Source organism: Herbaspirillum sp. RTI4 (assembly GCF_034313965.1).
GTDB lineage: Bacteria > Pseudomonadota > Gammaproteobacteria > Burkholderiales > Burkholderiaceae_D > Herbaspirillum.
On sequence record NZ_JAVIWQ010000002.1, the window covers coordinates 485482 to 511019 of the forward strand.

General features: G+C 57.9%; 25 protein-coding genes. 7 read left to right on the forward strand and 18 right to left on the reverse strand.

All coding sequences use genetic code 11. The annotated features are described in order from the left end of the window. Positions 1-36: 36 nt before the first annotated feature. From RGU70_RS02380 to RGU70_RS02415, 8 genes are all read right to left on the reverse strand, one after another. On the reverse strand, positions 37-957 hold the full coding sequence (locus tag RGU70_RS02380) for a methylglyoxal synthase (RefSeq protein WP_322207814.1): 921 nt from the start codon (positions 955-957) through the stop codon (positions 37-39). Positions 958-1124: 167 nt separating this feature from the next. Then, a complete protein-coding gene (locus tag RGU70_RS02385) occupies positions 1125-1706 on the reverse strand; it encodes a DJ-1/PfpI family protein (protein WP_322207815.1) in 582 nt (193 codons plus the stop codon). 77 nt (positions 1707-1783) lie between these two features. After that, positions 1784-2758 carry a D-erythronate dehydrogenase gene (gene denD / locus RGU70_RS02390; RefSeq protein ID WP_322207816.1) on the reverse strand — a complete coding sequence of 325 codons (975 nt, stop codon included), beginning with the start codon at positions 2756-2758 and terminating at the stop codon, positions 1784-1786. Between the two features lie 2 nt (positions 2759-2760). Next, positions 2761-3576: a 2-oxo-tetronate isomerase gene (gene otnI, locus RGU70_RS02395; protein WP_322207817.1), complete on the reverse strand. Its 816-nt coding sequence runs from the start codon at positions 3574-3576 to the stop codon at positions 2761-2763. Between the two features lie 44 nt (positions 3577-3620). Continuing rightward, positions 3621-4283, reverse strand: a complete 663-nt coding sequence (otnC, locus tag RGU70_RS02400) for a 3-oxo-tetronate 4-phosphate decarboxylase (protein WP_322207818.1) — start codon at positions 4281-4283, stop codon at positions 3621-3623. Then, a complete protein-coding gene (gene otnK / locus RGU70_RS02405; RefSeq protein ID WP_322207819.1) occupies positions 4280-5554 on the reverse strand; it encodes a 3-oxo-tetronate kinase in 1275 nt (424 codons plus the stop codon). The genes otnC and otnK overlap by 4 nt, the downstream gene beginning before the upstream one ends. A 10-nt stretch (positions 5555-5564) precedes the next feature. After that, complete coding sequence (gene ltnD, locus RGU70_RS02410) at positions 5565-6470, reverse strand: L-threonate dehydrogenase (protein ID WP_322207820.1); 906 nt, start codon at positions 6468-6470, stop codon at positions 5565-5567. Between the two features lie 237 nt (positions 6471-6707). Then, positions 6708-8039, reverse strand: a complete 1332-nt coding sequence (locus RGU70_RS02415; RefSeq protein ID WP_322207821.1) for an MFS transporter — start codon at positions 8037-8039, stop codon at positions 6708-6710. A 174-nt stretch (positions 8040-8213) separates the two neighbouring features. Here RGU70_RS02415 and RGU70_RS02420 point away from each other — a divergent pair, with 174 nt between their 5' ends. Both RGU70_RS02420 and RGU70_RS02425 read left to right on the forward strand, forming a co-directional pair. Further along, positions 8214-9062 carry a FadR/GntR family transcriptional regulator gene (locus RGU70_RS02420; RefSeq protein WP_322207822.1) on the forward strand — a complete coding sequence of 283 codons (849 nt, stop codon included), beginning with the start codon at positions 8214-8216 and terminating at the stop codon, positions 9060-9062. 228 nt (positions 9063-9290) lie between these two features. Continuing rightward, complete coding sequence (locus tag RGU70_RS02425; protein WP_322207823.1) at positions 9291-10859, forward strand: methyl-accepting chemotaxis protein; 1569 nt, start codon at positions 9291-9293, stop codon at positions 10857-10859. Between the two features lie 12 nt (positions 10860-10871). Here RGU70_RS02425 and RGU70_RS02430 read toward each other — a convergent pair whose 3' ends face one another. The 9 genes from RGU70_RS02430 to andAc all read right to left on the reverse strand — a co-directional run bounded on the left by RGU70_RS02430 (position 10872) and on the right by andAc (position 19366). Next, the gene (locus tag RGU70_RS02430; RefSeq protein ID WP_322207824.1) at positions 10872-11726 is read right to left on the reverse strand and encodes an alpha/beta hydrolase; all 855 of its coding nucleotides are present in this window, start codon (positions 11724-11726) and stop codon (positions 10872-10874) included. A gap of 43 nt (positions 11727-11769) precedes the next feature. After that, positions 11770-12480: an ABC transporter ATP-binding protein gene (locus tag RGU70_RS02435; RefSeq protein ID WP_322207825.1), complete on the reverse strand. Its 711-nt coding sequence runs from the start codon at positions 12478-12480 to the stop codon at positions 11770-11772. Next, positions 12477-13232 carry an ABC transporter ATP-binding protein gene (locus tag RGU70_RS02440; RefSeq protein ID WP_322207826.1) on the reverse strand — a complete coding sequence of 252 codons (756 nt, stop codon included), beginning with the start codon at positions 13230-13232 and terminating at the stop codon, positions 12477-12479. The genes RGU70_RS02435 and RGU70_RS02440 overlap by 4 nt, the downstream gene beginning before the upstream one ends. Next, positions 13222-14202 carry a branched-chain amino acid ABC transporter permease gene (locus RGU70_RS02445; RefSeq protein ID WP_322207827.1) on the reverse strand — a complete coding sequence of 327 codons (981 nt, stop codon included), beginning with the start codon at positions 14200-14202 and terminating at the stop codon, positions 13222-13224. Before RGU70_RS02445 ends, RGU70_RS02440 begins: the two co-directional genes overlap by 11 nt. Before the next feature lie 8 nt (positions 14203-14210). After that, positions 14211-15125: a branched-chain amino acid ABC transporter permease gene (locus tag RGU70_RS02450; RefSeq protein WP_322207828.1), complete on the reverse strand. Its 915-nt coding sequence runs from the start codon at positions 15123-15125 to the stop codon at positions 14211-14213. A gap of 152 nt (positions 15126-15277) precedes the next feature. Continuing rightward, positions 15278-16462: an ABC transporter substrate-binding protein gene (locus RGU70_RS02455; protein ID WP_322207829.1), complete on the reverse strand. Its 1185-nt coding sequence runs from the start codon at positions 16460-16462 to the stop codon at positions 15278-15280. Positions 16463-16517: 55 nt separating this feature from the next. Next, positions 16518-17606 (reverse strand): anthranilate 1,2-dioxygenase ferredoxin subunit AndAb, encoded by a 1089-nt coding sequence (andAb, locus tag RGU70_RS02460; protein WP_322207830.1) that lies wholly within the window; start codon positions 17604-17606, stop codon positions 16518-16520. Positions 17607-17611: 5 nt separating this feature from the next. Then, entirely contained in the window at positions 17612-18085 is a 474-nt protein-coding gene (gene andAd, locus RGU70_RS02465; RefSeq protein WP_322207831.1) for an anthranilate 1,2-dioxygenase small subunit AndAd, read from the reverse strand. Between the two features lie 3 nt (positions 18086-18088). Beyond that, positions 18089-19366, reverse strand: a complete 1278-nt coding sequence (gene andAc, locus RGU70_RS02470) for an anthranilate 1,2-dioxygenase large subunit AndAc (protein ID WP_322207832.1) — start codon at positions 19364-19366, stop codon at positions 18089-18091. Positions 19367-19746: 380 nt separating this feature from the next. Here andAc and RGU70_RS02475 point away from each other — a divergent pair, with 380 nt between their 5' ends. From RGU70_RS02475 to pcaD, 4 genes are all read left to right on the forward strand, one after another. Beyond that, entirely contained in the window at positions 19747-20928 is a 1182-nt protein-coding gene (locus RGU70_RS02475) for a muconate/chloromuconate family cycloisomerase (protein WP_322207833.1), read from the forward strand. Between the two features lie 28 nt (positions 20929-20956). Then, positions 20957-21247 carry a muconolactone Delta-isomerase gene (gene catC / locus RGU70_RS02480; RefSeq protein ID WP_322207834.1) on the forward strand — a complete coding sequence of 97 codons (291 nt, stop codon included), beginning with the start codon at positions 20957-20959 and terminating at the stop codon, positions 21245-21247. 85 nt (positions 21248-21332) lie between these two features. Continuing rightward, entirely contained in the window at positions 21333-22244 is a 912-nt protein-coding gene (gene catA, locus RGU70_RS02485) for a catechol 1,2-dioxygenase (RefSeq protein ID WP_322207835.1), read from the forward strand. Positions 22245-22299: 55 nt separating this feature from the next. After that, on the forward strand, positions 22300-23073 hold the full coding sequence (gene pcaD / locus RGU70_RS02490) for a 3-oxoadipate enol-lactonase (RefSeq protein ID WP_322207836.1): 774 nt from the start codon (positions 22300-22302) through the stop codon (positions 23071-23073). A 91-nt stretch (positions 23074-23164) separates the two neighbouring features. Here the strand turns inward: pcaD and RGU70_RS02495 are convergent, their stop codons facing one another. Further along, positions 23165-24085 carry a LysR family transcriptional regulator gene (locus tag RGU70_RS02495; RefSeq protein ID WP_322207837.1) on the reverse strand — a complete coding sequence of 307 codons (921 nt, stop codon included), beginning with the start codon at positions 24083-24085 and terminating at the stop codon, positions 23165-23167. A 431-nt stretch (positions 24086-24516) separates the two neighbouring features. On the opposite strand from RGU70_RS02495, the gene RGU70_RS02500 reads away from it, so the two are divergent. After that, complete coding sequence (locus RGU70_RS02500) at positions 24517-25527, forward strand: AraC family transcriptional regulator (RefSeq protein ID WP_322207838.1); 1011 nt, start codon at positions 24517-24519, stop codon at positions 25525-25527. Positions 25528-25538: the final 11 nt, after the last annotated feature.

Here is a 25538-nt window from a genome sequence, read left to right on the forward strand (position 1 = left end):
TTCCTTATCGGAAAAAGCAAAGTAAAAACCACAGAATTAGCCGAGAGCCATACCTGCTGCCCGCCGACCGCGCAAAGCCATCAAACTCAACCAGCGTTCTACCCCCTTGGCTTCGCTACTGCACGAAGCATAGTCGGTAACGGTGCGGGCGGCGCGTTCCAGCAATTGAATATCTGCTTCATGCTGGCGCGCCACATGCGGATCTTCCAAAAACAGGACGCGGCGGCATTGTCGGTCCAGAATCAGCTCGGCAATTTGCGCATCGCCGCCCAAAGGGCCGCTGAGGAAAGGTTTTACCCAGTGGCGTCCGGCGTCTTCGCCTTTGATTTTTTGCGCCAGCTTGTTGAGTAGGCCGCCGGTAGTGCCGGTCGCGTAGCGCATGGCGAACTGATCGAGCAAATCGAAATGTTTTTCTGCCAGCGCCAGCATGCTGGTTTTCATCGCGTCATGCGCAATCAGGGCAATGCTTTCATTGGCGAAATCGAAGCTAGCGTCGAGTGTGGGGTCGGGCAGGGCGCCGGCGGCGATGGCTTCCAGTTCCAACCACTCGCGCGCGCCAGCGAGAGTAGACAGAAAGGGCTTGCCATGCACCACGCATTGACGTTTAAGCGCCAGCGCTTCGGGAAAATTGGAGGAGGGGTCAACCGGGTCCATCAGGTAAATCATGGCGTCCAGCGAGCGGGCGGGGTCGGTATCGACGATGCGCGAGACCAGACGCATCAGGCCGCCTTCGCGCCCATAGGGGAAGCGTTCGATGGCGGCATAGTCTTGCAGCAAGCCGTGGTTGCGCATCGCATCCAGGGTCCTGCCAACGACAATTAATTCCGGTTGGAGCCAGGTTTCGATGGCCGCCTGACCACCGCCATGAAACAGGCGCACCAGCGCGGAATTAGTGTCATCCTGATGAGCCCGGTTGGCCGCCAGGCCGATCCGGTAACGGGGAGGATTCGAGAGCATGCGCGGTCCACTTTCGAGAGAAAAGAAGTAGGGCTGCGTGACGGGATGATCCGCGCACTTTCATGTTGCCACTGCCAGACCGACTTGCTGCCGGTCTGTTTGCGCAATCAATGACTCACGACACGCGCTGAGTAATACAAGATCCACTTACAAAATCCGCTTCCCGATTAAAGCGTAATTTTGGTCCCGAGCACGACCAGGAATTGCGCCAGCCATTTCGGATGCGCAGGCCAGGCAGGCGAAGTGACGAAGTTGCCGTCGGTGACGGAGTCGGTCACGGTGATGTCGGCGTATACCGCGCCGGCCAACTGCACCTCAGGAGCGCAAGCAGGGTAAGCGGCGATGCGTTTGCCGCGAATCACATCGGCAGCGGCCAGCAGTTGCGCGCCGTGGCAGACAGCGGCGATCGGTTTTCCTGCGGCAGCGAACTCACGCACGATTTCAATCACACGCGGGTTCAGTCGCAGATATTCCGGTGCGCGCCCGCCGGCAATCATCAGGGCATCGTAATGGGCGACGTTGATCGCGTCGAAGTCGGCATTGAGCGCAAACAGATGGCCCGGCTTTTCGGTATAAGTCTGATCGCCTTCAAAATCATGGATCGCCGTCTTGATCTTGTCGCCGCTTTTCTTGCCGGGACAGACGGCATGCACGGTGTGGCCAACCATCTGCAAGGCCTGAAACGGCACCATGGTTTCATAGTCTTCTGCAAAATCGCCCGTCAGAAATACGATCTTTTTAGCTGTCATGTTAGCTCCTGTTTTCCTGCACATTGAACTGCATCGGTGCTGCGCGTCTACATTTGTTCGCAAATAAGATCCGCCATTTAGCGCGGCAGTTCTTCTTCCACGTAAGCCCGGACAATCGCCTCGAAACTGGCGTCGGCCGACAATCCCAGCGCCTTCGCCCGCGTGACGTCCCATGCGCCGGGCCAGCTCTTGACGATCCGTTCTACCGCCGGGTCAGGCGCAAAGCGGATGCGTGCGGCGACTTCTGCACCGGCCACTTTTTCCAGCGCGGCAACCATCTCGCCCACACTGACCGAGACGCCGGGCAAATTAATAGTACGCGATGCGCCCAGCGATTGCGCTGATAAGGCATGGCCGGCAATCAGCGATTCGATGGCGCAGCGCGGCGACAAGAGCCACAAACGCAATTCCGGCGACACCGGACAGACGGCGTTTTCGCCATTGAGTGGTTCGCGGATAATGCCGCTGGCAAAGGACGAAGCGGCCTTGTTCGGTTTGCCGGGACGCACGCTGATGGTCGGCAGACGCAGCACGCGACCATCGACAAAACCGCGTCGGCTGTAATCGTTGAGCAGCAATTCGCCGATGGCTTTTTGCGCGCCGTAAGACGATTGCGGACTGAGCGCGGTATGGTCTTGCACCACGTCCGGCAAGGCACCGCCGTACACCGCGACCGAACTGGTGAACACCACTTTAGGGACATGCCCCCGCTCGCGACACACGTCCAGCAGCAAGCGCGAGGCATCCAGGTTGATGCGCATGCCAAGGTCGAAATCGGCTTCTGCCTGACCGCTGACGATGGCGGCCAAATGGAAGATCGACGTGGTTTCTGCATCGATGACTTGCCGCATTAATGCGCCATCGGCGATATCGCCGGTGACCACGCGCACGCGGGCATCGCCGAAATCATGCGCCGGGACGACATCGAGCAATATCAACTGAGAGATGGTTTCCTGCACGCCGAGAGAATTCGGCAAACTGCCGCGTGACAGTAATTGCCTGGCTAAACGCTGCCCCAGAAATCCGGCACCGCCGGTAACGAGTACTTTCATGTTCATGCTCCTGAGGTGCGGGTCGATGCTGGGATAGACGCGGTTTCAGCGGCCTTGAGCCAGCCGAGACCGTCTTCGGTACGTCCGCGTGGGCGGTATTCACAGCCGATCCAGCCCTCGTATCCCATCTCGTCGAGCAAGCGGAACAGGTAGGCGTAATTGACTTCGCCATCGTCCGGTTCATTGCGACTGGGTACGCTGGCAATCTGGACGTGGCCGATGCCATCAAAGTGTTTCTTGAAGGTCGTGGCCAGATCGCCTTCCACGATTTGCGCATGGTAAAAATCCATTTGCACCAGGACGTTGGCTTCGCCGCCTTCTTCGCGCAAGGCATGTGCCTGCGCTTGTGAATTGAGGAAATAGCCGGGCATGTCACGTCCATTGATGGGCTCCAGCAGCAGCTTTAAGCCATGCTTGCCGACTTCCTGCGCCGCATAGCGCATGTTGCGCAGATACACCTCGCGATAGACGGAGACCTCTGCACCGGCGGGAATCAGCCCGGCCATCATGTGCACGCGCGGCGTACCCATTGCCAGCGCGTAAGTAATGCCTTTAGCGACACCGGCGCGGAATTCTTCTTCGCGACCTGGCAAGGCGGCAATGCCGCGTTCGCCGGCATCCCAATCGCCGGGCGGCAAATTGAACAGCACGTTTTGCAGCTGGTTTTCCTTCAACCAGCCGGCGACTTCTTGTGGCGAATGTGCGTAGGGAAACAGAAATTCAACGGCTTTGAAACCGGCCGCAGCGGCGGCAGCAAAGCGTTGCGGAAAGGCGACCTCGTTGAACATCATGCTCAGATTGGCAGCAAATTGTGGCATGCAGTGTCTCCGTTTTTTATAAGGGGAAATGTGGAATAGGGCGGCTACAGGTCGAGGCCGAAGGTCGATTTGAGTTCATCGATCTGCGCCGCATCGAGCGGGCGGGTCGGCACATCGCGCAGCAGCAAAAATAGTTTGGCGGTTTCTTCCAGTTCTTCGGCGGCATACACGGCGGCTTCCAGCGTACTGCCCGAGACCACCGGGCCGTGATTGGCCAACAGTACCGCTGAGTGCTTACCGACCAACGCACCGATGGCGCCCGCCAGCGCCGGATCGCCCGGACGGTGGTAAGGCACCAGCGGCAGGCGTCCGATTTTCATGACGAAGTAGGGCGTCAGCGGCGGGATGCAATCCTCATGATTGAGTCCGCACATGCAGGAAACGGCAGCCGAATGGGTGGAATGCAAATGCACAATCGCTCCCGCGCCGCTACGCTGCTGATACATGGCGTGGTGCAGGAAGGCTTCTTTCGACGGCGCTTCACCGCTGAGTAAACGACCTTCCCAATCCAGTTTGGACAAACGCGCCGGATCGAGTCGGCCCAGACTGGCGTTGGTCGGCGTGAGCAACCAGCCGTCATCGAGTCGCACGCTGAGATTGCCGCTGCTACCGGCCGTCAAGCCGCGTGCGAACAGGGAACTGCCGAATTCGACGATCTGCTCGCGCTGCCGCGCTTCTTCCGGATTGGCGTGGATGGCGGCGCTCATGACAGGCGGCTCCAGGCTTTGAGGAAGAAATCCTCGCTACCGAAATTGCCTGACTTCAGCGCCAACGCCAGCGGTGATGTGCCGCCGGCCTGCAAGCCCACTGTCCAAGGCACGCCGGGATCGATTTCCGGCCCGATATGCAAACCGGTCACGCCTAGCGCCTTGACCACCGCGCCGGAAGTTTCGCCACCGGCCACAATCAATTGACCGACGCCCATGCGCACCAAGCCCTGCGCAATTGCTGCCAGTGCTTCTTCCACCAGCAAACCAGCGCGCTCGACGCCCAGTTGCGTTTGTACGGCACGCACGGTTTCCGGTGTGGACGTGGCGTAGACCAGCACCGGCCCTTGTTCAATATGCTCTCTGGCCCAGTCAAGTGCGGCGGCGACGACTTCCACACCGCGTGCCAGTTCCAGCGCATCGACATGGAAGGAGGGCGCTTGCTCGCGCATGACGGCGACTTGTCTTTGCGTGGCAACCGAACAACTGCCGGCAATCACGGCACGCAAGCCGCCGGTGGCGGGCAATCGATCTGCCGCATCGTCGCGCTTGAGCAAGCCGCGACGACGGAAGTTTTCCGGTAATCCCAAGGCAATGCCCGAGCCGCCGGTAATCAGCGGCAAGTCGGCGCAGGCTTCGCCGATGGCTTCCAGATCCTGATTCGATACCGCATCCACGATGGCGAAGCGGCAACCCTGTGCGCGCAAGGCAGCGAAGCGTTCGCTGATGGCGGCGGCGCCTTGTTCGACCACGGTGTAATCGGCCAGGCCGACCGGGCTGCTGACTTGTTGCTGCAAGACGCGCACCAGACTGGCATCGGTCATCGGCGTGAGCGGATGATTGCGCATACCGGATTCGCTGAGCAATTCATTGCCGACAAACAGATAGCCCTTGTAAATGGTGCGGCCGTTGGCAGGGAAGGCGGGACAGGCAATGGTGAAATCGGTCTCCAGCGCCTGCATCAAAGCCTCTGCCACAGGGCCGATGTTGCCGGTCGGTGTGGAGTCGAAGGTGGAGCAGTATTTGAAATAGAACTGCTTGCAACCGGCTTCTTGCAGATAGCGCAGTGCGGCCAGCGATTCGGCCACGGCGTCGGCGGCCGGATTGGTGCGCGACTTGAGGGCGATCACGACCGCGTCGATATCGTCAGGCAGCGGCTCGGTGGGGACACCGATCAATTGCACCGTGCGCATCCCGGCCTTGACCAGCATGCCGGCCAGATCGGTGCCGCCGGTGAAGTCGTCGGCAATGCATCCCAGTAATACTGTCATGCGGCTCTCCTCAATCTGCTTTAGCGGCGGGCAATGTGATGCCGGGGAATACTTTTACCACAGCCGAGTCGTCCTCGCCGCCATGTCCGGCAGCGGAAGCCTGCATGAACATCTGATGCGCGGTCGACGACAGCGGCAGGGGAAACACGCTTTTCTTGGCGTAATCGAGCACGATGCCCAGATCCTTGACGAAAATATTGACCGCCGACAAGGGGGTGTAATCGCCCTTGAGGATATGCGGCACGCGGTTCTGGAACATCCACGAACTTCCGGCGCTGTTGGAAATGACTTCATACAGCGCATCGGGATCGCAACCGGCCCGCAGACCGAGCGCCATCGCTTCTGCCGCTGCGGCGATATGCACGCCGGCCAGCAACTGATTAATCATTTTGACTTTCGAGCCTTGCCCCGGCGCATCGCCCAGACGATAGAGATTGGCGCAAATGGCGTCGAACAGTTTTTCGCACACGGCGAAGGTAGCCGGATCGCCCGAAGCCATAACCGACATCTCGCCCGAAGCGGCCTTGGCCGCGCCACCTGAAATCGGCGCATCAAGAAAACGCAGTCCCAGCGCCAGCAAACGCGCGCCCAGCGCTTCGGCAAATTCAGGTGCGACGGTGGCGCTGGCAATCACGACGGAACCCGGCTTGAGGTGCGCCGCTGCGCCGTTTTCGCCGAACAGCACTTGCTCGGTCTGAACCGCATTGACGACCACGATCAGCAAGGCATCGACTTTGGTCGCCAGATCTGCCGGCGAGGTGGCGGCGTGTCCGCCGGCATCGACCAGGGCCTGCACCGCTTCTGGTCGCACGTCGCAGACATGCACTTCCAGACCGGCGCGCACCAGCGATCGCGCCATCCCCATGCCCATTGCGCCCAGGCCAACTACGCCGATCTTATTGATTTGTTGCGTCATTTTTTACTCCTGCAGATGTTATTGAGAAAAATGTTATTGAGGAAAATGTTATTGAGACGGCAGACTGGCTCTGCCCGACATCGAAATAGGTGAATCAGCATAGGCGAATCAGCACAGCCCCTGAGCCTGTTACATAAAACCAACTCAGGGCAAAATTGAGGGCGGCGTGTTCACCGTCTATCTTTGGTGAGCATCGCCGCCCCGATCTTACGTCGCTTCTTAGCTTACTCTGTGGTTTTAGCGATTGACCAGCTTGGCCGGTACGCGCAGCACGACGATGGAACCCAGCACCAGCACCGCTGCCAGCACATACATGGCGATGTCGGTCGATTGCGTCATGTCCTTGATCGTCCCGATCAGATAAGGGCTGGCAAAACCGGCCAGGTTACCCACCGAATTAATCGCGGCGATCCCGGCAGCGGCAGCAACGCCGTTGAGGAAGGCCGTTGGCAAACTCCAGAACAGCGGTGCGGAAGCCAATACGCCTGCGGCGGCAATGGTCAGGCACAGGATGGCTACCTCGGTGTTGCTGGTGCCGGCCAGCGCGCTGCCAATCAATCCGGCTGCGCCCAACAGCATCGGCACGACCAGATGCCAGCGGCGTTCACGATGCTTGTCCGAACTGCGACCCAGCACCAACATGGCGATTACCGCAGCCGAGTAGGGGATGGCGGTGAACAGGCCGATGTTGAACAAGCCCTTGACGCCAGCCGTCTTGATCAGTGTTGGCATCCAGAACGTCAGGCCGTACTGGCCCATCACGCAGCAAAAATAGATGAAGGCCATGACCCATACGCGGCGATCGGCAAATACGGCACGCAAGGAAGGATGCGCAACCTTGGCCTTGTCGTCGCTTTCAATGCGTTCTTCCAGGAAGCGTTTTTCCGATTCCTTGAGCCATTTTGCCGAACGGATACCGTCATCCAGATACACCAGCACGATGAGGCCGAGCACAATTGCCGGCACCGCTTCGAGAATGAACATCCATTGCCAGCCAGTCCAGCCGTGTACGCCGGAAAAGGTTTCCATGATCCAGCCGGACAAGGGGCCGCCGATCACGCCCGCCAGAGGAATGGCCGTCATGAAAGTACACACCATGCGTGCGCGACGGGCGGCAGGGTACCAGTAGGTCAGATACAGAATGATGCCGGGAAAGAAACCCGCTTCGGCCAGACCCAGCAGGAATCGCATGACGTAGAAAGTGGTCGGTGTGCTGACAAACATGAAGGCACCCGACAAAACGGCCCAGGTCAGCATGATGCGGGCAATCCAGATCCGCGCGCCTACCCGGTGCAGGATGACGTTGCTTGGCACTTCAAACAGGAAATAACCGAGGAAAAACACCCCTGCGCCCAGTCCGAAGACGGTTTCGCTGAACTTCAGGTCGTTGAGCATTTGCAACTTGGCAAAGCCGACGTTGACGCGGTCCAGATAAGCGACGATGTAACACAGCATCAAAAATGGCACGATGCGCCAGCTGACTTTCTTGTAAAGCGCCGCTTCGTCCACTTTCGCGAAACTCGCTGCAGCGCGGTCCGATCCGGCGGACGGATGCTGGGAAGTCGACATGATTTGTCTCCTGATAAGTTGTTTATAATTTGTCTGGCTGTATGTTATGTGTCCGAAATAAGCCTGTCAAGATGTATATCTGTCTACTTGCTGTCGTAAGATGTATCGTATTTATAAGCAATCTGGTGACATGCACATCACAAGCACACGCCTCTGTACGATAGAATCCCCCCTATGAAACAAGCCGCGATGAAGTTTTCTCTCCCCGACCTTGATACCGCTCCCGGCAGCTTTGCCAGCGGCACGCTGGCTTCGCGCGTCGCTGACAAGCTGTTGCGCCAAATCCGCAGCGACGGACTCAAGCCGGGTACGCGGCTGCCTTCGGAACAATCGATGGCGTCGCACTTCGGCGTCAGCCGCACTGTGGTGAGAGAAGCGATTGCCTTGCTCAAGGCCGACGGCATCCTCAGCGCGCGCAAGGGCAGTGGCACATTCTTTTGTCAGACGGAAAGCAATGCTGCCGATAGGGAAAATTCAGGCGATGCGCTGACTGAACAATCGGTGCAGTCGCTGCTCAATCTGATTGAAGTGCGACGCGGGCTGGAATCCGAAACCGCCGCGCTGGCCGCAGTACGACGTACTCCCGGACAACTGGCCGAAATCGAACACGCGCTGCGCCGCATCGAAGAAGCCGTCGCTACGGGTGTGAGCGGGGTCGAAGAAGACGTGCATTTCCATCTCAGCATTGCCGAAGCGACTGGCAATCCTTACTGGGTCAAATTCCTCGGCATGTTCGGGCACGCAACCCGCTCGGCCATCAAGGTGACTCGCGCCAATGAAGCACGACGCGAAGATTTCTCGCGTCAGGTGCGGTCAGAGCATGAAAAAATCGTCAGCGCCATTGCCGCCGGCGATCCCGAACAGGCGCGTCTGGCCGCCGCTGAACACATGCTGCAAGCGGCCGCCCGCGTGCGTCAGGCCGACCACGAATTCTGGCGCGGCGACGGCGGCGAGCTGGCGCGCAAGCTGGTGCAAGATTCCCTCATCTCGTCGGCCGGAAAAGTTTCGCCAGAAAAACCCTAAAAATAATTATATAAATGGAATAATTTCTGCTTTGCAAGGCTGGTGTAAATAACCCCGTATAAGCTTCAAGCTAAGATAGAATAAAGCTGTCGCTCATGAAGTATCCCGCGTATCGTACTCATTGCACTCTTCGAATAACGCGGCCTCTCCATCTGTGATCCAGAAAAAATAATCGTGCCGTCTCACGCATGGCACCAGAGACAAGATGGGTCCTGAAAGGGAATTTTTATGCAAAAGACTGCATTCCGCACCCTGTTGTCAGGCCTTCTCGCACTCGCCATCAGCGTGGCATTGGCCGCACTGATTCACCGCCTGGCAGAACATCCCCTCGCCCCCCTCCTTGTAACTGCCCTCTCTTCCGCCACCGGCCTGCTCGTGCTGACGCTGCTGCTGCGACCACGCGGCAAAGGTTCCGAAGCCCGACTTGCCGACATCGTCAGCCGACAACTCGACAGCGTCATGATCGGCTCGGCCGAGACAGCCTATTTCGTCGATTCGGTGAAGAAAAAAATCGACAAGGATGTCGAAACCACGAATGAAATCGCGATCAGTTCCGGTCATAGCGCCACTATGACCGCGCAAATCGCCGGCAATGCCGAGCAAGCCTCCCAGGTGGCCTCCGATGTACGCGACCACAGCGTGGAAGGCCGCGCCGCAGTCGATGAGGGTCTGACGCAAATCAACGATGCGCGCCAGGAAGCCCAGACGGCACTGACAATGATGAAAACGCTGCAAGAAAAATCGCGCAGCATCCACGGCTTTACCGAAGAAATCAATCAGATTTCTTCGCAAACTAATCTGCTGGCTCTGAATGCGGCGATTGAAGCGGCACGCGCGGGTGAATCGGGACGCGGTTTTGCCGTGGTGGCGCTGGAAGTGCGGCTACTGGCACAACGTACCAAGGAATCGTCCGACAATATCGGTGCCATGGTGCGCGAAATCAACGATCAGGCCGCACGCGCCGCTGCCGGCATGAGCGCCCTGAGCGGCAAGGTGACGGACGCCGCCCAGAATGTAAAGCAGGTCCATGGGATTTTGAGTGACATCGAACGCAGCGCGACAGAATCCCAAACAGATATTCAGCAAATCGCCACCATCTCGCGCGAGCATGTGCAGACGACCCAACAAATCGCAGACGCCATTGCCCGTATCCGCGACGGCATGCTCTCCACCGCAGCCGCGTTGCCGCTGGCCGCCAGCGCAGCAATGGCGCTGACCGAACGGGCCGAAGCACTGTTCGACGCCACCGTTCAGTTCAATGCCGCCTCATCGCACGATGCCATCCATGCGGTTGCCAAAGCTGCCGCACTGGCCGTGGGCAAATTATTTACCGAGGCCGTCGCACGCGGACAAATCAGCGAACAAGACCTGTTCGACAAGACTTACACGCCGATTCCACATACCAATCCACCCAAGCACAGCACCAGGTTCGACCAATTTACCGACCGCGTACTGCCCGACGTGCAAGAACAAGTTCTCGCGGACATGCCGCAGCTTGCCTATGCCGGCGCAGTAGATTTGAGGGGGTATTTTCCGACGCACAACGATAAATTCTGTCAGCCGCTCACCGGCGACTATGCGACCGATCTGGTCAACAATCGCACCAAGCGCATCTTCGACGACCGCACCGGTTCACGCTGCGGTTCCAACACCAAACCCTTCCTGCTGCAAACCTACAAACGCGACACCGGCGAAGTCATGCATGACTTATCGGTACCGATCATGGTCTGCGGCAAGCACTGGGGTGGATTCCGTATCGGCTACCGGTCGAGCGCGCCCGCGCATGCAGGCGAGTAAGCCGCTTATCTTTTACGCTAACAGGGCGCCAATGACGGTCTGACACACCGGACTGGCCTCATCTGCCAGCGGCCACAGCACCGTGTAATGGTGAGTCGCCGGCACCACATGATGCGCAACGACTTGCGGCCAGCATTGGGCCATCACCGCAGCCTGCAAATGGAACTGCGCCGTTTCTTGTTCACCGATGATGGTGTGAACTGGCGTCGTTCCCGGCCCGTCCAGAAGCACCGGGCTCAGATTGTCGGCACGCCGCGTATCCAGCGTCAAGGCCTTGTTCAGTGAAGTCGGAATCAAGGGCGCGAGATCGAACACGCCGCTGACGGCGAATACGGCATGCACTGGATTTTCCACACGTTGCGCGGCCACGAGTGCGGCCAGATGACCGCCCGCAGAATGTCCCATCAAGGAAATCCGCGCCGGATCGATATCAAGCTCGCCGGCCATCCGCTCCACATACGCAAGAAAAGCATGCACCTCATCGACCATCTGCTCCATCGGCGCCACCGGCGCAAGTGAATAATTCATGACCGCCACATGGATGCCGGCCCTGACATACGGCGCAGCAATAAATCCGATGTCGCTCTTGTCCCCGCCCTGCCAATAGCCGCCGTGAATGAACACCAGCAAAGGTCGGCCGTGGCCTGCGGCGCGATAAAAATCAAACCGCTGAAGATCGGCGGAACCGTAGGCCACATCGGCGTCCGTCAGCATAGAACCGCGCAGCGCAGCCGACGCCTGCTGCCACTGCTGCAAAACCTGTGGAAAATCGGGGAAGGCCGCTTTCAGGTTGTAGCCGGCTTCACTTTCCTCCAGCGCACAAACCACACGGCAGGGTGAGGCGCTACGGTTCATTTCTTGTTTCATTGTCAGTCCTTGTGGTGGCGATGCGCCCCGGTTTGATATGGCGTCAGACACTCAGATAACGATCCCACAAATCCGGCTGCGCCGACAGTTGCGCCGAATCGCCGCGCCAGACCACCACGCCTTTTTCCAGGATCGTATGACGGTCCGCAAAACCAATCAGGCGCTTGATGTATTTGTCGATCACGATAATGGTCAGGCCATATTCGCGCAGCGCTTTCAGGCAAGACCAGATTTCTTCCCGCACCAGTGGCGCCAGCCCCTCGGTCGCTTCATCGAGAATCAGTAAATGCGGATTGGTCATCAGCGCCCGTCCGATGGCCAGCATCTGTTGTTCGCCGCCAGACAATTGACCGCCGCCATTACGCCGACGTTCTTGCAAGCGCGGAAATTGGCGGTAGATTTTTTCCAGCGTCCAGGGATTGTCCCGCCCGTTACGGCGCGCCGCAAAAGCGCTGAGATTCTCTTCCACCGACAGGTTCTTGAAAATCTGACGCCCCTCCGGCACGATGGCAATCCCGCGCCGGGCAATCTGATCGGCGGTCTGACCGGCCAGCGGCTGGCCGCGAAACCGCACCTCGCCGCCGGTGGTCTTGTTCAGGCCAAGGATAGTGCGCAAGGTGGTGGTTTTGCCCATCCCGTTGCGTCCCAGCAAAGTCACCACCTCACCTTCGCTGACCGTCATGTCGATGCCAAACAAGACCTGACTGGAACCATAGCCACCGGTCAGCCCGGCCACTTCCAAAAGTGCTGTCATTGCTCGTCCTCTTCGCCCAGATAAGCCAGCCTGACCTCGGCATTGGCGCGGATCTCATCGACCGTCCCGGTGGCCAGTACCGCGCCTTGCACCAGTACCGTAATCCTGTCGGCCAGGGCAAACACGGCGTCCATATCATGCTCAACCAGCACCACCGTCAACTCTTGCTTGAGCGACTGAATCAGCACAATCATCTCTTCCGACTCTTCATGCCCCATGCCGGCCATAGGTTCATCGAGCAACAGCACGCGCGGATTGCACGCTATCGCCAGACCGATATCCAAACGCCGCCGCGCACCATGCGAAAGCTGCGCCGCATTGCTCCCAGCATCGTCCCCCAAACCCACGCGTTGCGCGATAGCGTGAGCGGCAGCGCGGGCTTCCCGGTCGCGGCGACTGGGGGATAGCAACCCGTAGCCGGAATAGCGCTGACGTTGCACGGCCACCAAAAAATTTTCCATCACACTCAATTCATCGAACACGCTGGTGATCTGAAACGAGCGCCCCATACCCGCCGCTACCCGATCCTGCTCGCTGCGATGATGCAAGGCTTCGCCGAACAGAAAAATCTCTCCGGCATCCGCTGTCAGCGCGCCCGACAACAAGGACAGCAAGGTCGTCTTACCCGCCCCGTTCGGGCCGATAATCGCATGCACATGACCCGCCTGCACAGTGAGCTGCACATCCCTGGTAGCGGATAAACCGCCGTAGCTTTTCTGCAAGCCACGCACATTCAAGGCATCAGGCGCCATGCTGCTCTCCCTGCGGCAATGTTTTTCCTTTGAGCGCTTTCGCCATCGTCGCCAGCGAACCAAGCCCTTGCGGCGCGACCATGACCATCAGCAACAACACCAGCCCCACATAAATTTGCCAATATTCGAAATGGGTGGACAGCACTTCTTCCAGCGATAAAAACACCAGCGCGCCGAGTATCCCGCCGTAAAAATAACCGACCCCGCCCAGCGCCACCATCACCAGCAATATTCCCGATTGCGACCAGTGCAGCAACTTGGGACTGACAAATAAATTGTGCATGCCCATCAGCGACCCCGCCACACCGGCCAACATGGCAGCAATCACAAAGGCCACTAGCTTGTACTGCCGCACTGAATAGCCGATCGCTTGCGCCCGGCGTTCATTTTCGCGGATGGCATTGAGCGCCAGACAGAAACGTGATGTCTTTAGCCGCGCCAGCAGCACATGCACCGCAACCAGCCACGCCAGCACGACCAGATAGAAGCCCTTGTCGCTACTGATATCAAGACCCAAGCCGATGACAGGTCGCGCAGTGATCTGAAGGCCATCATCCCCGCCGTAATAACGGAACCCGACGAAGAAGTAATAGAACAGCTGCGCCAAGGCCATGGTGATCATGATGAAATACACCGCCCGCGTACGCAGGGCAATCGCGCCCATGGCCCAGCCGCACAGGCCACTCACGGCGGCGGCAAGCAGCCAGATCAGCCAGGCGTTGGTGATGCCATGAAAACTGGCGATAGCCGTGGTGTAAGCGCCCAGACCGAAAAATACAGCATGACCGAAACTGACCATGCCGCCATAGCCCAGAATAAAATTCAGACTCGATGCAACGACTCCGAAAATCATGATCCGGGTAAGCACACCGATGTAATAGTCCAGCCCTGCCGCCTGCGCCAGCAGCGGCGCGAAAGCAAACAAGGCAATGACTATCCCCACGGTAAAAACTGATAACAATCGTTGCATGAAAATCCTCAGGTACGTGCGGGAAACAAACCGCTGGGCCGCCAAAACAGCACCACGATCATGACCAGATAAATCAGCATCGACCCAACCGCCGGGCCGACTGACGCCGCCGCATCGGCATCGAGAAAAAGAGCGAACAGCTGCGGCAGCAGACCGCGCCCCAGCGTATCGACCACCCCGACAATCAGCGCGCCGATCGCCGCCCCGGCGACCGAACCGATGCCACCGATGACCACCACCACAAACGCCAGAATCAGGACATCGTCGCCCATGCCGGCCTGTACCGCTACCAACGGTCCCAGCATGATTCCCGCCAGCGCCGCCAGCACCAGCCCGGCGCTGAACACCAGCCGGAACAGCAAACGGATGTTGATCCCCATCGCGGTGACCATTTCAAGATTATGCGAACCGGCTCTGACCCACATGCCGATCCGTGTCTTGTTAATCGCCAGGTACAGCCCGACTGCCACGGCAATACCGACAACCATGATCAGCAAACGGAAACTCGAATAGGGCAAACCGAAAAGGATGACCGGTCCGGCAAACATGGCGGGCATGTTCAGCGGCAAGGGCTGCGCACCCCAAAGCATGCGCACCGCATCGTTGAAAATCAGGATGAAGGCGAAGGTCGCCAGCACATGCACCATGTGACTTTTTTTATACAGATGGCGGAATATCAGCCACTCCAGCGCGCATCCGAGCAGCGCCGTCAGCGGCAGCGCCCCTGCCAGTCCGAGCCAGAACGAGCCAGTCGCACCGGCAATCCAGGCGGCCAGATACGCGCCTATCATGAAGAAACTGCCATGCGCCAGATTGACGAAATTCATCACCCCGAAAATCAGCGTCAGACCCGAGGCAATCAGGAACAGCATGATGCCGAATTGCAGGCTGTTGAGGAGCTGCTCAAAAATTAGATTATTCAAGGTCGTCTCTTGGAGCCTGTTTCAATAAGAAATAAATAAGAAATAAATAAGAAATACTTACGAAATCAATACGAAATCAATAGAAAATCAATGGCGATGGAGGCAGCGCCAGACCCGGCTGCCTCCATTCGCACTTAACAATGCCGCTCCGCTTATGGCATTTTGCATTCGGCAACGTAGGCATCCACATGCGCCGTCATCACTGTTTGCGTCATGTTGTTGACGTACTTGCCATCGGCCCCCTTCACCACTACCCGCGCGTACTGATTCTGAATCGGATAGTGATTAGCAGCGAATTTGAAATTGCCGCGTATCGACTTGAAGTTCGCCGACTTCATGGCGGCAATCAGCGCCTCCTTGTTGTCCATTTTCCCGCCGACGGCCTTGACTGCACTGTCGATCAGCATGGCGGCGTCATACGCCTGCGCGGAAAACATGGAGGGCTGGTGGCCGTATTCCTTGACGAAGGAAGAAACAAATACGCGGTTCTGCTCATTGGGCAAATCCGACGACCATTGGCCGGTATTGGCCACGCCGGCAATCAGGTCGCCATTCGAAATCATTTGCTGGTCGGCGTCATAGGCGGGCATCACGCGCACAATCTTGGCATCCATGCCGGCCGCCGCATATTGCTTGACGAAATTGATCCCCATGCCCCCCGGTAAAAAGTAGTAAACCGCATCGACACCGGCTGCGCGCAATTGCGCAATTTCGGTGGCGAAATCGAGCTGACCGAGTTTAGGAAACAATTCCAGCGCGGGCGCATTTTTGAAGTAGCGTTTGAAACCGGCCGACGCATCCTTGCCCGCCGGATAATTCGGCGCAATCACTGCCACGCGTTTGTATCCCTTGTCCGCCATCAGTTTTCCGGCTGCTTCATGGGCGGCATCGTTCTGATAACTGGCGCTGAAAAAGTAGGGTGAGCATCCGCTGCCAGCCAGCTGCGCCGGTCCGGCATTCGCGCTGACGATCACGGTCTTGCTGGCAAACGCAGCAGGGGCCACGGCAAGCAAAATGTTCGAATAGACGAAGCCACTCAGAATATCGACCTTTTCCTTTTTAATCAGACGGTCCGCGCCCTGTTTGGCGGCGTCAGGACTGAACTGATCGTCGACGAGGATGACTTCCGCCGGAAAGCCGCCCAATTTTCCGCCCAGTTGTTTCATGGCCAGCATGAAGCCATCGCGCTCATCGACGCCTGGCGCGCTGGCAGGGCCGCTCAGCGTGGTCAGAAAGCCAACCTTCACGGGTTCCGCTGCCTGCACGCAGGTCGCCATGGCCAGCACCGCCGCACTCACCGTCGTGGCAATCGTTGCCATTGTTGCGATTCGATTCATCACTACACTCCCGTTGGATTTACAGACAAGGTGAAAACTACGACAACGGCAGCACTTACTTCCGCGCATCCGCTTTGGAAAGAAAGGCATCCGCAAAAAAACAATGCTCCGGCAAGCCGCAGCCGGCAATAAATTCACGACGTGCGGTCTCGACGACAATCGGCGCGCCGCAGGCATAGGCTTCGTACTGCGTCATGTCGGTGCAGTCCTGCATGACCGCGAGATGCACATAACCTGTGCGACCGCTCCATTGCGCGCCGACTTCAGGCTCCGACAGCACCGGCACATACTCAAACCAGGGCAGCGTCGCGGCCCACTGACGACACAAGGCATCCATATACAAGTCAGCCTGCTTGCGGCCGCCCCAGTAGAGGCGCATGGGTCGCTGATTTTTGGCGGCGATCGCCTCTTCGACCAAGGCTTTAATGGGAGCAAAACCCGTGCCACTGGCCAGCAAAATCACGGGCTTCGCGGTTTCTCTTAAATAAAAATTGCCGCCCGGGCCTTCCAGCGACAAGCTTTCGCCCGCCTGCAAGCTGCCGAAAACGCGATCCGTAAACACGCCGCCCGGCAAATGGCGCACATGCAACTCCAACAGACTGCCGCCCGGCGCGGCCATCGAATAGCTACGCCGCTGGCCATCGGCAAGCAGCACATCCACATACTGACCCGCGCGATAGGCGAAGCCGGCACTGGCGTCGGCGTCGGCATCAACATCGATGCGCAAGTGCAATACCGCCACATCGCCTGCCGCACGGGTAATCGTTTCCACCACGGCGGAAAGCTGGCGCACTGCCGCTTGCGGCTTCTCCGCAACCTCAGCGGCAGGCGCAGCAACATCCACCTCGACCCGACCCGCCACCACTCTGACCGGAAAACTGCGCACCGCATCCGTCACCGGCGCGCAACGCGGTGCGCCGCTGCGAATGTCGAACAAGCCCTGATGCAGCGGGCATTCGATACAACCATTCTCGACATAACCATCGGACAGTTTTGCGTTGCCGTGGGTACACAGATCTTTCAGCGCAAACACATCGTCGCCCAAGCGGAATACGGCCAGTGCCTGACCCCCTGCATGCGCCGGTGCGACTTCGCCGTCGGCAAAATCATCGGCACTCCCGATATCGAACCAATCCTTGTTCATGGCGATTAAATCGGCGTAGCGAGCAGAGTTGCCACGCGGGAGGTGTCGTAAATGACCCGCCGTTTGGCGTAGCGCCAGCCGGCATCGGTTTTCACCACACGGTCGATGTAGCGGCCAGCCTGATAGACAAACGATTCTCCGTTTTGCAAGGTCTGTATCACCACGTAGCTTGATTCGGTTTCAACAGTCTGCGCATCGACCGGCCGTATCATCAGGCCCGATGTCATGTGCCGATAGCTGTGCGCCTCAAAAATATTGGCGTGACGCAGCGACAGAACCCGATCGCGCAACATGCGTTTGCTATCGCAATAAATGATGCCTATCGGCAGACCGGCGTCTGCATTTTCACGCGGGATAATTTCATACAGACAGTCTTCGGTAAAAAACTCGGGCCAGTCTTCAAGCCGGTCGTTGTCCAGTGCATTGACATACGCCTCTTGCAGCTGGTGCAGTTCAAACCATAATTTCATCTTTTCCATCGCTCAGGCCCTTCCAAAATCCATCAGTTTTTGATAACCCATCCAGAACTTGCGGATCAGGCTTTCGGTAATCAGCGTGTCTTCCTGATCGGGATTGTCTTTGCCCATATCCATTACGGAACAATCGTCCGGGTCACGCGCCGTACCGCGCTGCACCAGCTCCGTCGCTTCGGTGTCTTCCATCGAGATATAACCGGCCGGACCGACCAGATTGGCTTGCTTGATGCGCAATGCACGCATTTCCGGGGTGTCGTCTTCGTAACCGAAAAAATGGAAAATCAGTTCAAAATTATCCGGCCCCTTGGCCAGCAATTGACGCGCCACCAGCGTGTTGTGAATCTGCTGCACCACCAGCTGCGGAAAAATCGGCTGGATATGGTTGGTGGTCATTTCTTCGAATTCCTTGATCTGCCCCAACACGGAAGGGTCTTCCAGCACAAAGCCATCGTCGAAGGAACGGATGGCCTGCTCTTTGTAAGCATCCGATGTTTCTTCTTCGTTTTTGGTGGCCGTGATGATGCTGTGCAAACCATGCCGCTTGTCGGCCACTGAACGCGCCTTCATGCCGACCCGGAAAATATTGAACGTGGTGTGGAACAAGTGCAGCAGGCTGGCGTGGTAAGGGTCTTTCACGTTTTCCAGATACAGCTTCCAGTTCGATTTGGAGTACTGCCGCGTGCAGCCGAGATACACGATAGGTTTATGGAAAATGCGATCCAGCCAGGGCCGCATTTCGGCACCGATGTAATCGGCCAGCGGCTCTACCGTTTCGCTGAAGGTGGCAAATACCAGGCCACGGTAGCTTTCCACGCGCAGCTGGCGCAGACCATGACATTTCGGATCGAAGTCCTTGGCCATGCCGGCGCTGCCTTTTTGGCCGCGACGGAAAGGCACGCCCAGCAAATTGCCGCGCAGGTCGAAGCTCCATTGATGATAGGCGCAGCTGTGCGACGCGGCATTGCCGCGCGGCGTGCGACAGACCATCGCGCCACGGTGCGAGCATTTGTTGACCCATGCCGCCAGGCCGCCGTCTTCGGTGCGCGTCACCACTACCGGTGTATCGCCGACAAAAGTGCTTTTGAAATCGCCGCTGGCGGGAATTTCCGCTTCCAGACCCAGAAAACTCCAGACCGGCCCGCGGAAAATCCGCTCCTGCTCCAGTTCATAGACTTCCTGCGAGCTGAATGCCTTGTACGGTGTGCGCGATCCATCCGTGCGCGGAAACTGAACCAGCGGCACGAAACCGGCTTGTTCGCCCTGAGTAGTGGTATTGCTCATCATGCATTTCCTCACATGTTCAGTCTGAAAATGACCGTAAAAAATGAACGTAATAAATGAACGTAATAAATGACCGCAATTAATGACCGCAATTAATGACCGTAATTAATGACCGTAATAAATGTCTGCCATTTCAGCAGGTACGATTCAAATAGTAGAGAAGACATGACGCCAAATCTATCCGCCGATTGCACACCGGTGCCAGCTCACTATCCGTTTTTTGCAGTAAGCCGGGACTCTGCGCGCAGCCACTCCGCAGCGATCCGCTCGCAAAGCTGCGTTATACCCAACAGGTATGCAGCCTGCCAAAAACGGTCTTGGACAGATGCTCGCTTTTGTTCCTAAGATAGGGCAAATAATCTGAGATCACGACACCCATCACGATGCCCATTTCCCCCATCAAAATTACCGCAGTAGAAGTGCTGCTGCTGGACGTGCCGACTATCCGTCCCCACCTGCTGTCGGTGGCCACCATGCGCCAGCAAACGCTGGTTCTGGTGTTCATCCGCAGTGACGACGGCATACTCGGATATGGCGAAGCGACCACCATAGGCGGGCTGGCCTACGGCGAAGAAAGCCCGGAAAGCATCAAAACCAATATCGATACCTATATGGCGCCGCTGCTCATCGGCGGCGACGCGACCAATATTGCGGCCAGGATGCAATCGCTACGCAAACCTGTGCAAGGCAACCGGTTTGCCAAGTGCGCCATCGAAACCGCGCTGTTCGACGCCCACGCCAAGCGTCTCGGCGTTCCTCTCAGCACCCTGTTCGGCGGGCGCATCGTCGACAGTCTGCCGGTGGCATGGACACTGGCCAGCGGCAATACCGAACGCGATATCGCCGAAGCTGAAACCATGCTGGACCTGAAACGCCACCGGATTTTCAAACTGAAGATAGGCTTGCGTGAGGTGCGCGAGGATGTCGCGCATGTGGCCGCCATCAAGCGCGTGATCGGCGAGCGCGGCAGCGTGCGGGTGGATGTTAATCAGGCATGGACCGAAACCGAGGCCATGCTGGGCATGCACATGCTGCATGACGCCGGGATTGATCTGGTGGAGCAACCTATCGCCGCCGGCAATCACGAAGGCTTGCGCCGACTCAGGAATCAGAACCGCATCCCGCTGATGGCGGATGAATCGCTGCACGGCCCAAGCGACGCTTACCAGCTGGCGAAGCACCACGCGGTCGATGTGTTCGCCATCAAAATCACGCAGTCCGGCGGACTCACCGGCGCGCGGGATGTGGCCTCCATTGCCGAAGCTGCGCACGTAGAACTGTATGGTGGCACCATGCTGGAAGGTGCCATCGGCACGATAGCCTCGGCGCAGTTATTTTCAACATTCCCTGCGCTGGCCTGGGGCACTGAATTGTTCGGCCCCTTGCTGCTGACCGAAGAAATTCTGCGTACGCCGCTCACGTATAAAGATTTTTCCCTGCAACTGCCAACCGGCCCGGGACTGGGAATTGAACTGGACGAAGACCGCATCCATTTCCTGCGCCGGGATAAAGCCAGTATCAAAGAGAAAAACAAAGATAAAAACGCGCTGTTTGCCACGCGATAAATTAATCACCCTTTCTGAAGGAGACACCATGTTATTCAAAGTCACGATGGACGTGAAACTCCCGGCGACCATGCCGGAAGCGACCGCAGATGCATTGAAGAAAAAGGAAAAAGAACTGGCCCACGCACTGCAAAGTTCAGGCAAGTGGCGTCATCTGTGGCGGGTGGTCGGGCAATACGCCAACGTCAGCATTTTTGACGTCGCCAGCTCAACTGAATTGCACGATCTGCTGCTGAGTCTGCCGCTGTTCCCCTACATGCAAATTGAAGTGGAGGCCCTGTGCCGGCACCCTTCATCGATACACCAAGACGATCGTTAAGCTTTCGTCCTTAGCCTTTGCTGACAGAGAAAATACGCAAGTACCCGATTCGACGCACCATAAAGAAAGATAAACGGAGACCACCATGGATAAAAATCAAATAGCCGCGCTGCTGCAAAAAATCGAAAGCACGGAAACGGCCAGCGGCAGCGCGCGCGTCAAAACAATCGTCAACCGCATCGTGAAAGATTTGTTTCACACCATTGAGGATCTGGACATCCAGCCCGATGAGTTCTGGGTAGCCATCAATTATTTGACCGAAGCCGGCCGCTCCGGGGAATACGGCCTGATTGCCGCCGGTCTGGGATTCGAGCACTTCCTCGATCTGCGTATGGATGAAGACGATGCAAAGCATGGCGTGACCGGCGGCACACCGCGCACGATCGAAGGGCCGCTGTATGTGGCAGGCGCGCCAGAAACCAAGGGGATGGCGCGACTCGATCAGGATGTCGCACCGGGCGAAGTCTTATTCATGCAAGGCCAGGTGCGCGACAGCGCCGGGAAAGTCCTGCCGAACGCGCTGGTGGAAGTCTGGCACGCCAATCATCTGGGCAATTATTCTTTTTTTGATTCCAGCCAAAGCCCGTTCAATTTGCGCGCCAGCATCCGCACCGATGCGCAAGGACGTTATCGTTTCCGCAGTCTGGTTCCAGTGGGTTATAGCGTGCCGCCCAAGGGTGCAACAGACCAGTTGCTCACGCAGCTCGGACGGCATGGAACGCGTCCGGCGCATATCCATTTCTTTGTTTCCGCGCCAGGCTTCCGCAAGCTCACCACGCAGATCAATATCGACGGCGACCCCTTCCTGTGGGACGACTTTGCCTTTGCTACTCGCGAAGGTCTGGTCCCGCCCATCGTGCGTATCACCGATGCCGCAGCGCTGCGCAGCAACGAAGTCGATGCGCCGTTTTACTCCATCGATTTCGACCTGACCCTGCATGCCGAGCAGCAAGGTTTGCCCTCCGGTGAAATTAAACGCCCCCGCATGAGCGTTTAAGGTGATCATGCGCACACGCCCTGCGCATGTCTCCCTCAATCAACCGGAATTTCTCATGTCGACACTCCTTCTGAACGGCGAAACCGTTTCCTATTCGCTGCACGGACCGGCCGGCGCGCCCGTCCTCCTGTTTGCCAATTCGCTCGGCACCGATTACTCGCTTTGGGATTACCAGGCGTCGCGCTTGCTGTCGCAATACCGGGTCTTGCGCTACGATGCGCGCGGCCACGGCGGCAGCAGCGTTTCCACCACGTTCGTCACGCTCGCGCAACTGGGCGGTGATGTGATCGGCCTGCTCGATGCGCTGGAAGTGGAGCAAGTCCATTTCTGCGGCATTTCTATGGGCGGCATGATTGGTTTGTGGCTGGCCATTCACGCCGGCGAGCGTTTGAACACGCTGGTCGTTGCCAATAGCGCCGCACGCATCGGTACGGCAGAAGGCTGGCGTACCCGCGCCGAACTGACGGCCACCGGCATGGATGCCATTGCCGACGGTGCGGCTTCGCGCTGGTTCACGGCAGATTTCATCGCCCGCTCGCCGGAGCTGGTGCAGCGGTATGTAGAAGGTTTGCGGAAGTGCTCGCCGGCCGGTTACGCCAGCGGTTGTCAGGCCCTGGCCGAAGCCGATTTGCGGGATGCCATTTCGACTATCAAGACCCCGACACTGATCATCGCCGGCAGCCACGATCCGGTCACCACGGTGGACGACGCTCTGTTCATGCAGTCCAACATACCGGATGCGGTGCTGGAACAACTGGACGCGTCGCATTTATCCAATCTGGAAGCACCGGTGGAATTCACCCATCTTTTGCAGGAGTTTTTACGCTGAAGAGGGTATGCGACTGAGGTGCGAGACTGAGGTGCGCAACTGAGGCGCGTAACTAAGACACACAACTAAGGCACTCAACTAAGGCACTCAACTAAGGCACACAACCAAGCGCTTCAGATGCAGCGGCCTGCTGCAATGCAATTTCCGATGCCAGCGCACGCAAATGCTGCAACAAGGCAGATTGATCGTTGGCCCGGAAATTCATGATGACCGGTGAAAAAACATCCTTGGTCGACAACGCCCGGTACACCACATCGCTACGGTGCAGGCCCTGCACCGACTGTGGTACCAGCACCACGCCGACACCGGCAGCGACCAGACCGATGGCGGTCTGCATTTCATTGGCTTCTTTAACGATTGTCGGTTTCAGGCCACGGCTGGCGAACAGTTCCAGTACCTGATCGGCATAACTGGGGCGCGGTCTGGCGGGGTACAAGATGAAATTTTCGTTTGCCAGCATCTCCAAGCCGATTCTGGATTTTTTCAGCAAGCGATGTCCGACCGGGAATACCGCCACCAGAGGCTCCTGAAGGATGGTTTCGCAAATGATGTCGGGATCGCTCATCGGCAGGCGGCCGAAACCGACGTCGATGCGTCCCGATTTCAAGGCCTCGACTTGCTCCATCGTCATCAGCTCCGTAAAGCCGACTTCAATGTCGGGCATGTCCGCCCGGAAGCGCTTGATCAGTTCGGGCAGCAAGCCATACAGCACGGAAGGAACGAAGCCAATGCCAAACCACTGCTGCTGGCTGCGCGCAATGCGGCGCGTGCTTTCAGCAATTTCATCGACGCGTGCAAGAACTTGCAGCGTTTGCTCATAGAAAAATTTGCCGGCCATGGTCAGCGCAATCGGGCGGGATTTCCGGTCGATCAGTTCAGCGCCGACAAGGTCTTCCAGCTGGCGGATTTGCCGGCTCAGCGGCGGCTGCGCGATATGTAGCAGTTCGGCGGCGCGGCTGAAACTCAGCGTGCTGGCAACGGCATTGAAATATTTGAGATGTCGCAGTTCCACACTACCTCCATACCTTCAGGAGCATACAAGGATGCAAGAGCAGGTATTGTACTGAGGAAGTTCGGGCGCAGTGGCGCGAACGATGCAAGGACAGGGCACGAGGCGGTGGCGGAGATTGCATCGTGCAGCCGTCACTGCATCGCAGATAATCACAGAGAACCGCAGAGGCATCCGCATCAACTGGCAATCGCTTCTCATGCTATTGTCAGCGACAGCACAAAACTAAATAGAACGACACAGAGACCGCAGCATAGAGCAGCACAGAGACCGATAAAAAATAAGTATTACTTACGCCCCCCCGGGCATGAATATTGCACCTGTTTTTCACATGGCCTGAAGCGTAGAACGCGACAGGCCGGCATCCATTCTGACTTCTACCGCCGTCACGCCAGGTACTGGCTCGCGCGGCACTACACCGTCGTGAGGTAAGCATGCACACCATCAGTCACTCGCTCAGCCTGGCGCCCCTTTACCGGCGATGCGTTTTCCAATCGAACAAGAAAGTGGACTCGCACGCCCAGATTGCCAGAGAACTCTCCGAGCATGACCTGCAATGGAAGGGCGACGATGTGAATACGGTGCTGTTCAAAGCGGCGATTCACAAAATGCAGATTTTCATGCTGAAGTACGGCGCGGAAGTCATCGTCAAACCCAGGCTGTTCGATGGCTTTGTGCTGGTGCACATGACGCTGAGCGGCCATGCCGAAATCGAATCCGATGGTCAGAAAGTGTGCATTCCGCAAGGCTCCACCGCCCTCATTGCACCAAAGAAGAATCTGCGATTGTGGTGGCAGGCAGGATCGGAGCAATTAATCTTGAAAGTACCGCTGGCCCTGTTTGACGACATCGGCGTGCCCGATGCCAGCCACCCGTTGACCATGCCTTCACTGTTCCTGCTACCGGAACACTCCGCGCCGCACTGGGATCTGCTGGTGCAGTCGCTGCTGCGGGTGCTCGCCCTGCCAAGTCTGGACGATGGCCATGATATGTGGATAGACCACTTTGAACGCAGCGCCGCGCAATTCCTCTGGTCGCAGCTTTCCGCCGCCCCTTTGATCCGTCCGACTGAAGCCGGCGTGGCCGCCGAAGAATCGGCCGACAGTCTGGTTGGCTGCGCCAAAGTGCAACGGCTGGATGCGCTTGAAAAATATATCAGGACGCGACTGTGCGCACCACTCTCGCTGGCCGATCTGGCACATGCGGCAGGGGTCAGCGTGCGTGCGGTCAATGTGCTGTGCCATCAGCATCACGGCGTAGCGCCAATGGATCTGTTGCGCAATATCCGGCTCGATGCCGCCCGTGACCGTTTGCTGTCACAACCGGACACCAACATTTCCGACACCGCATTTGAATTCGGCTTTGGCCATCTGGGCCGCTTCTCGTCCTACTACCGCGAACGCTTCGGCGAGCTACCTAACCAGACGCGCGCCTGCGCCCGCTAAGGGCAGGGCGC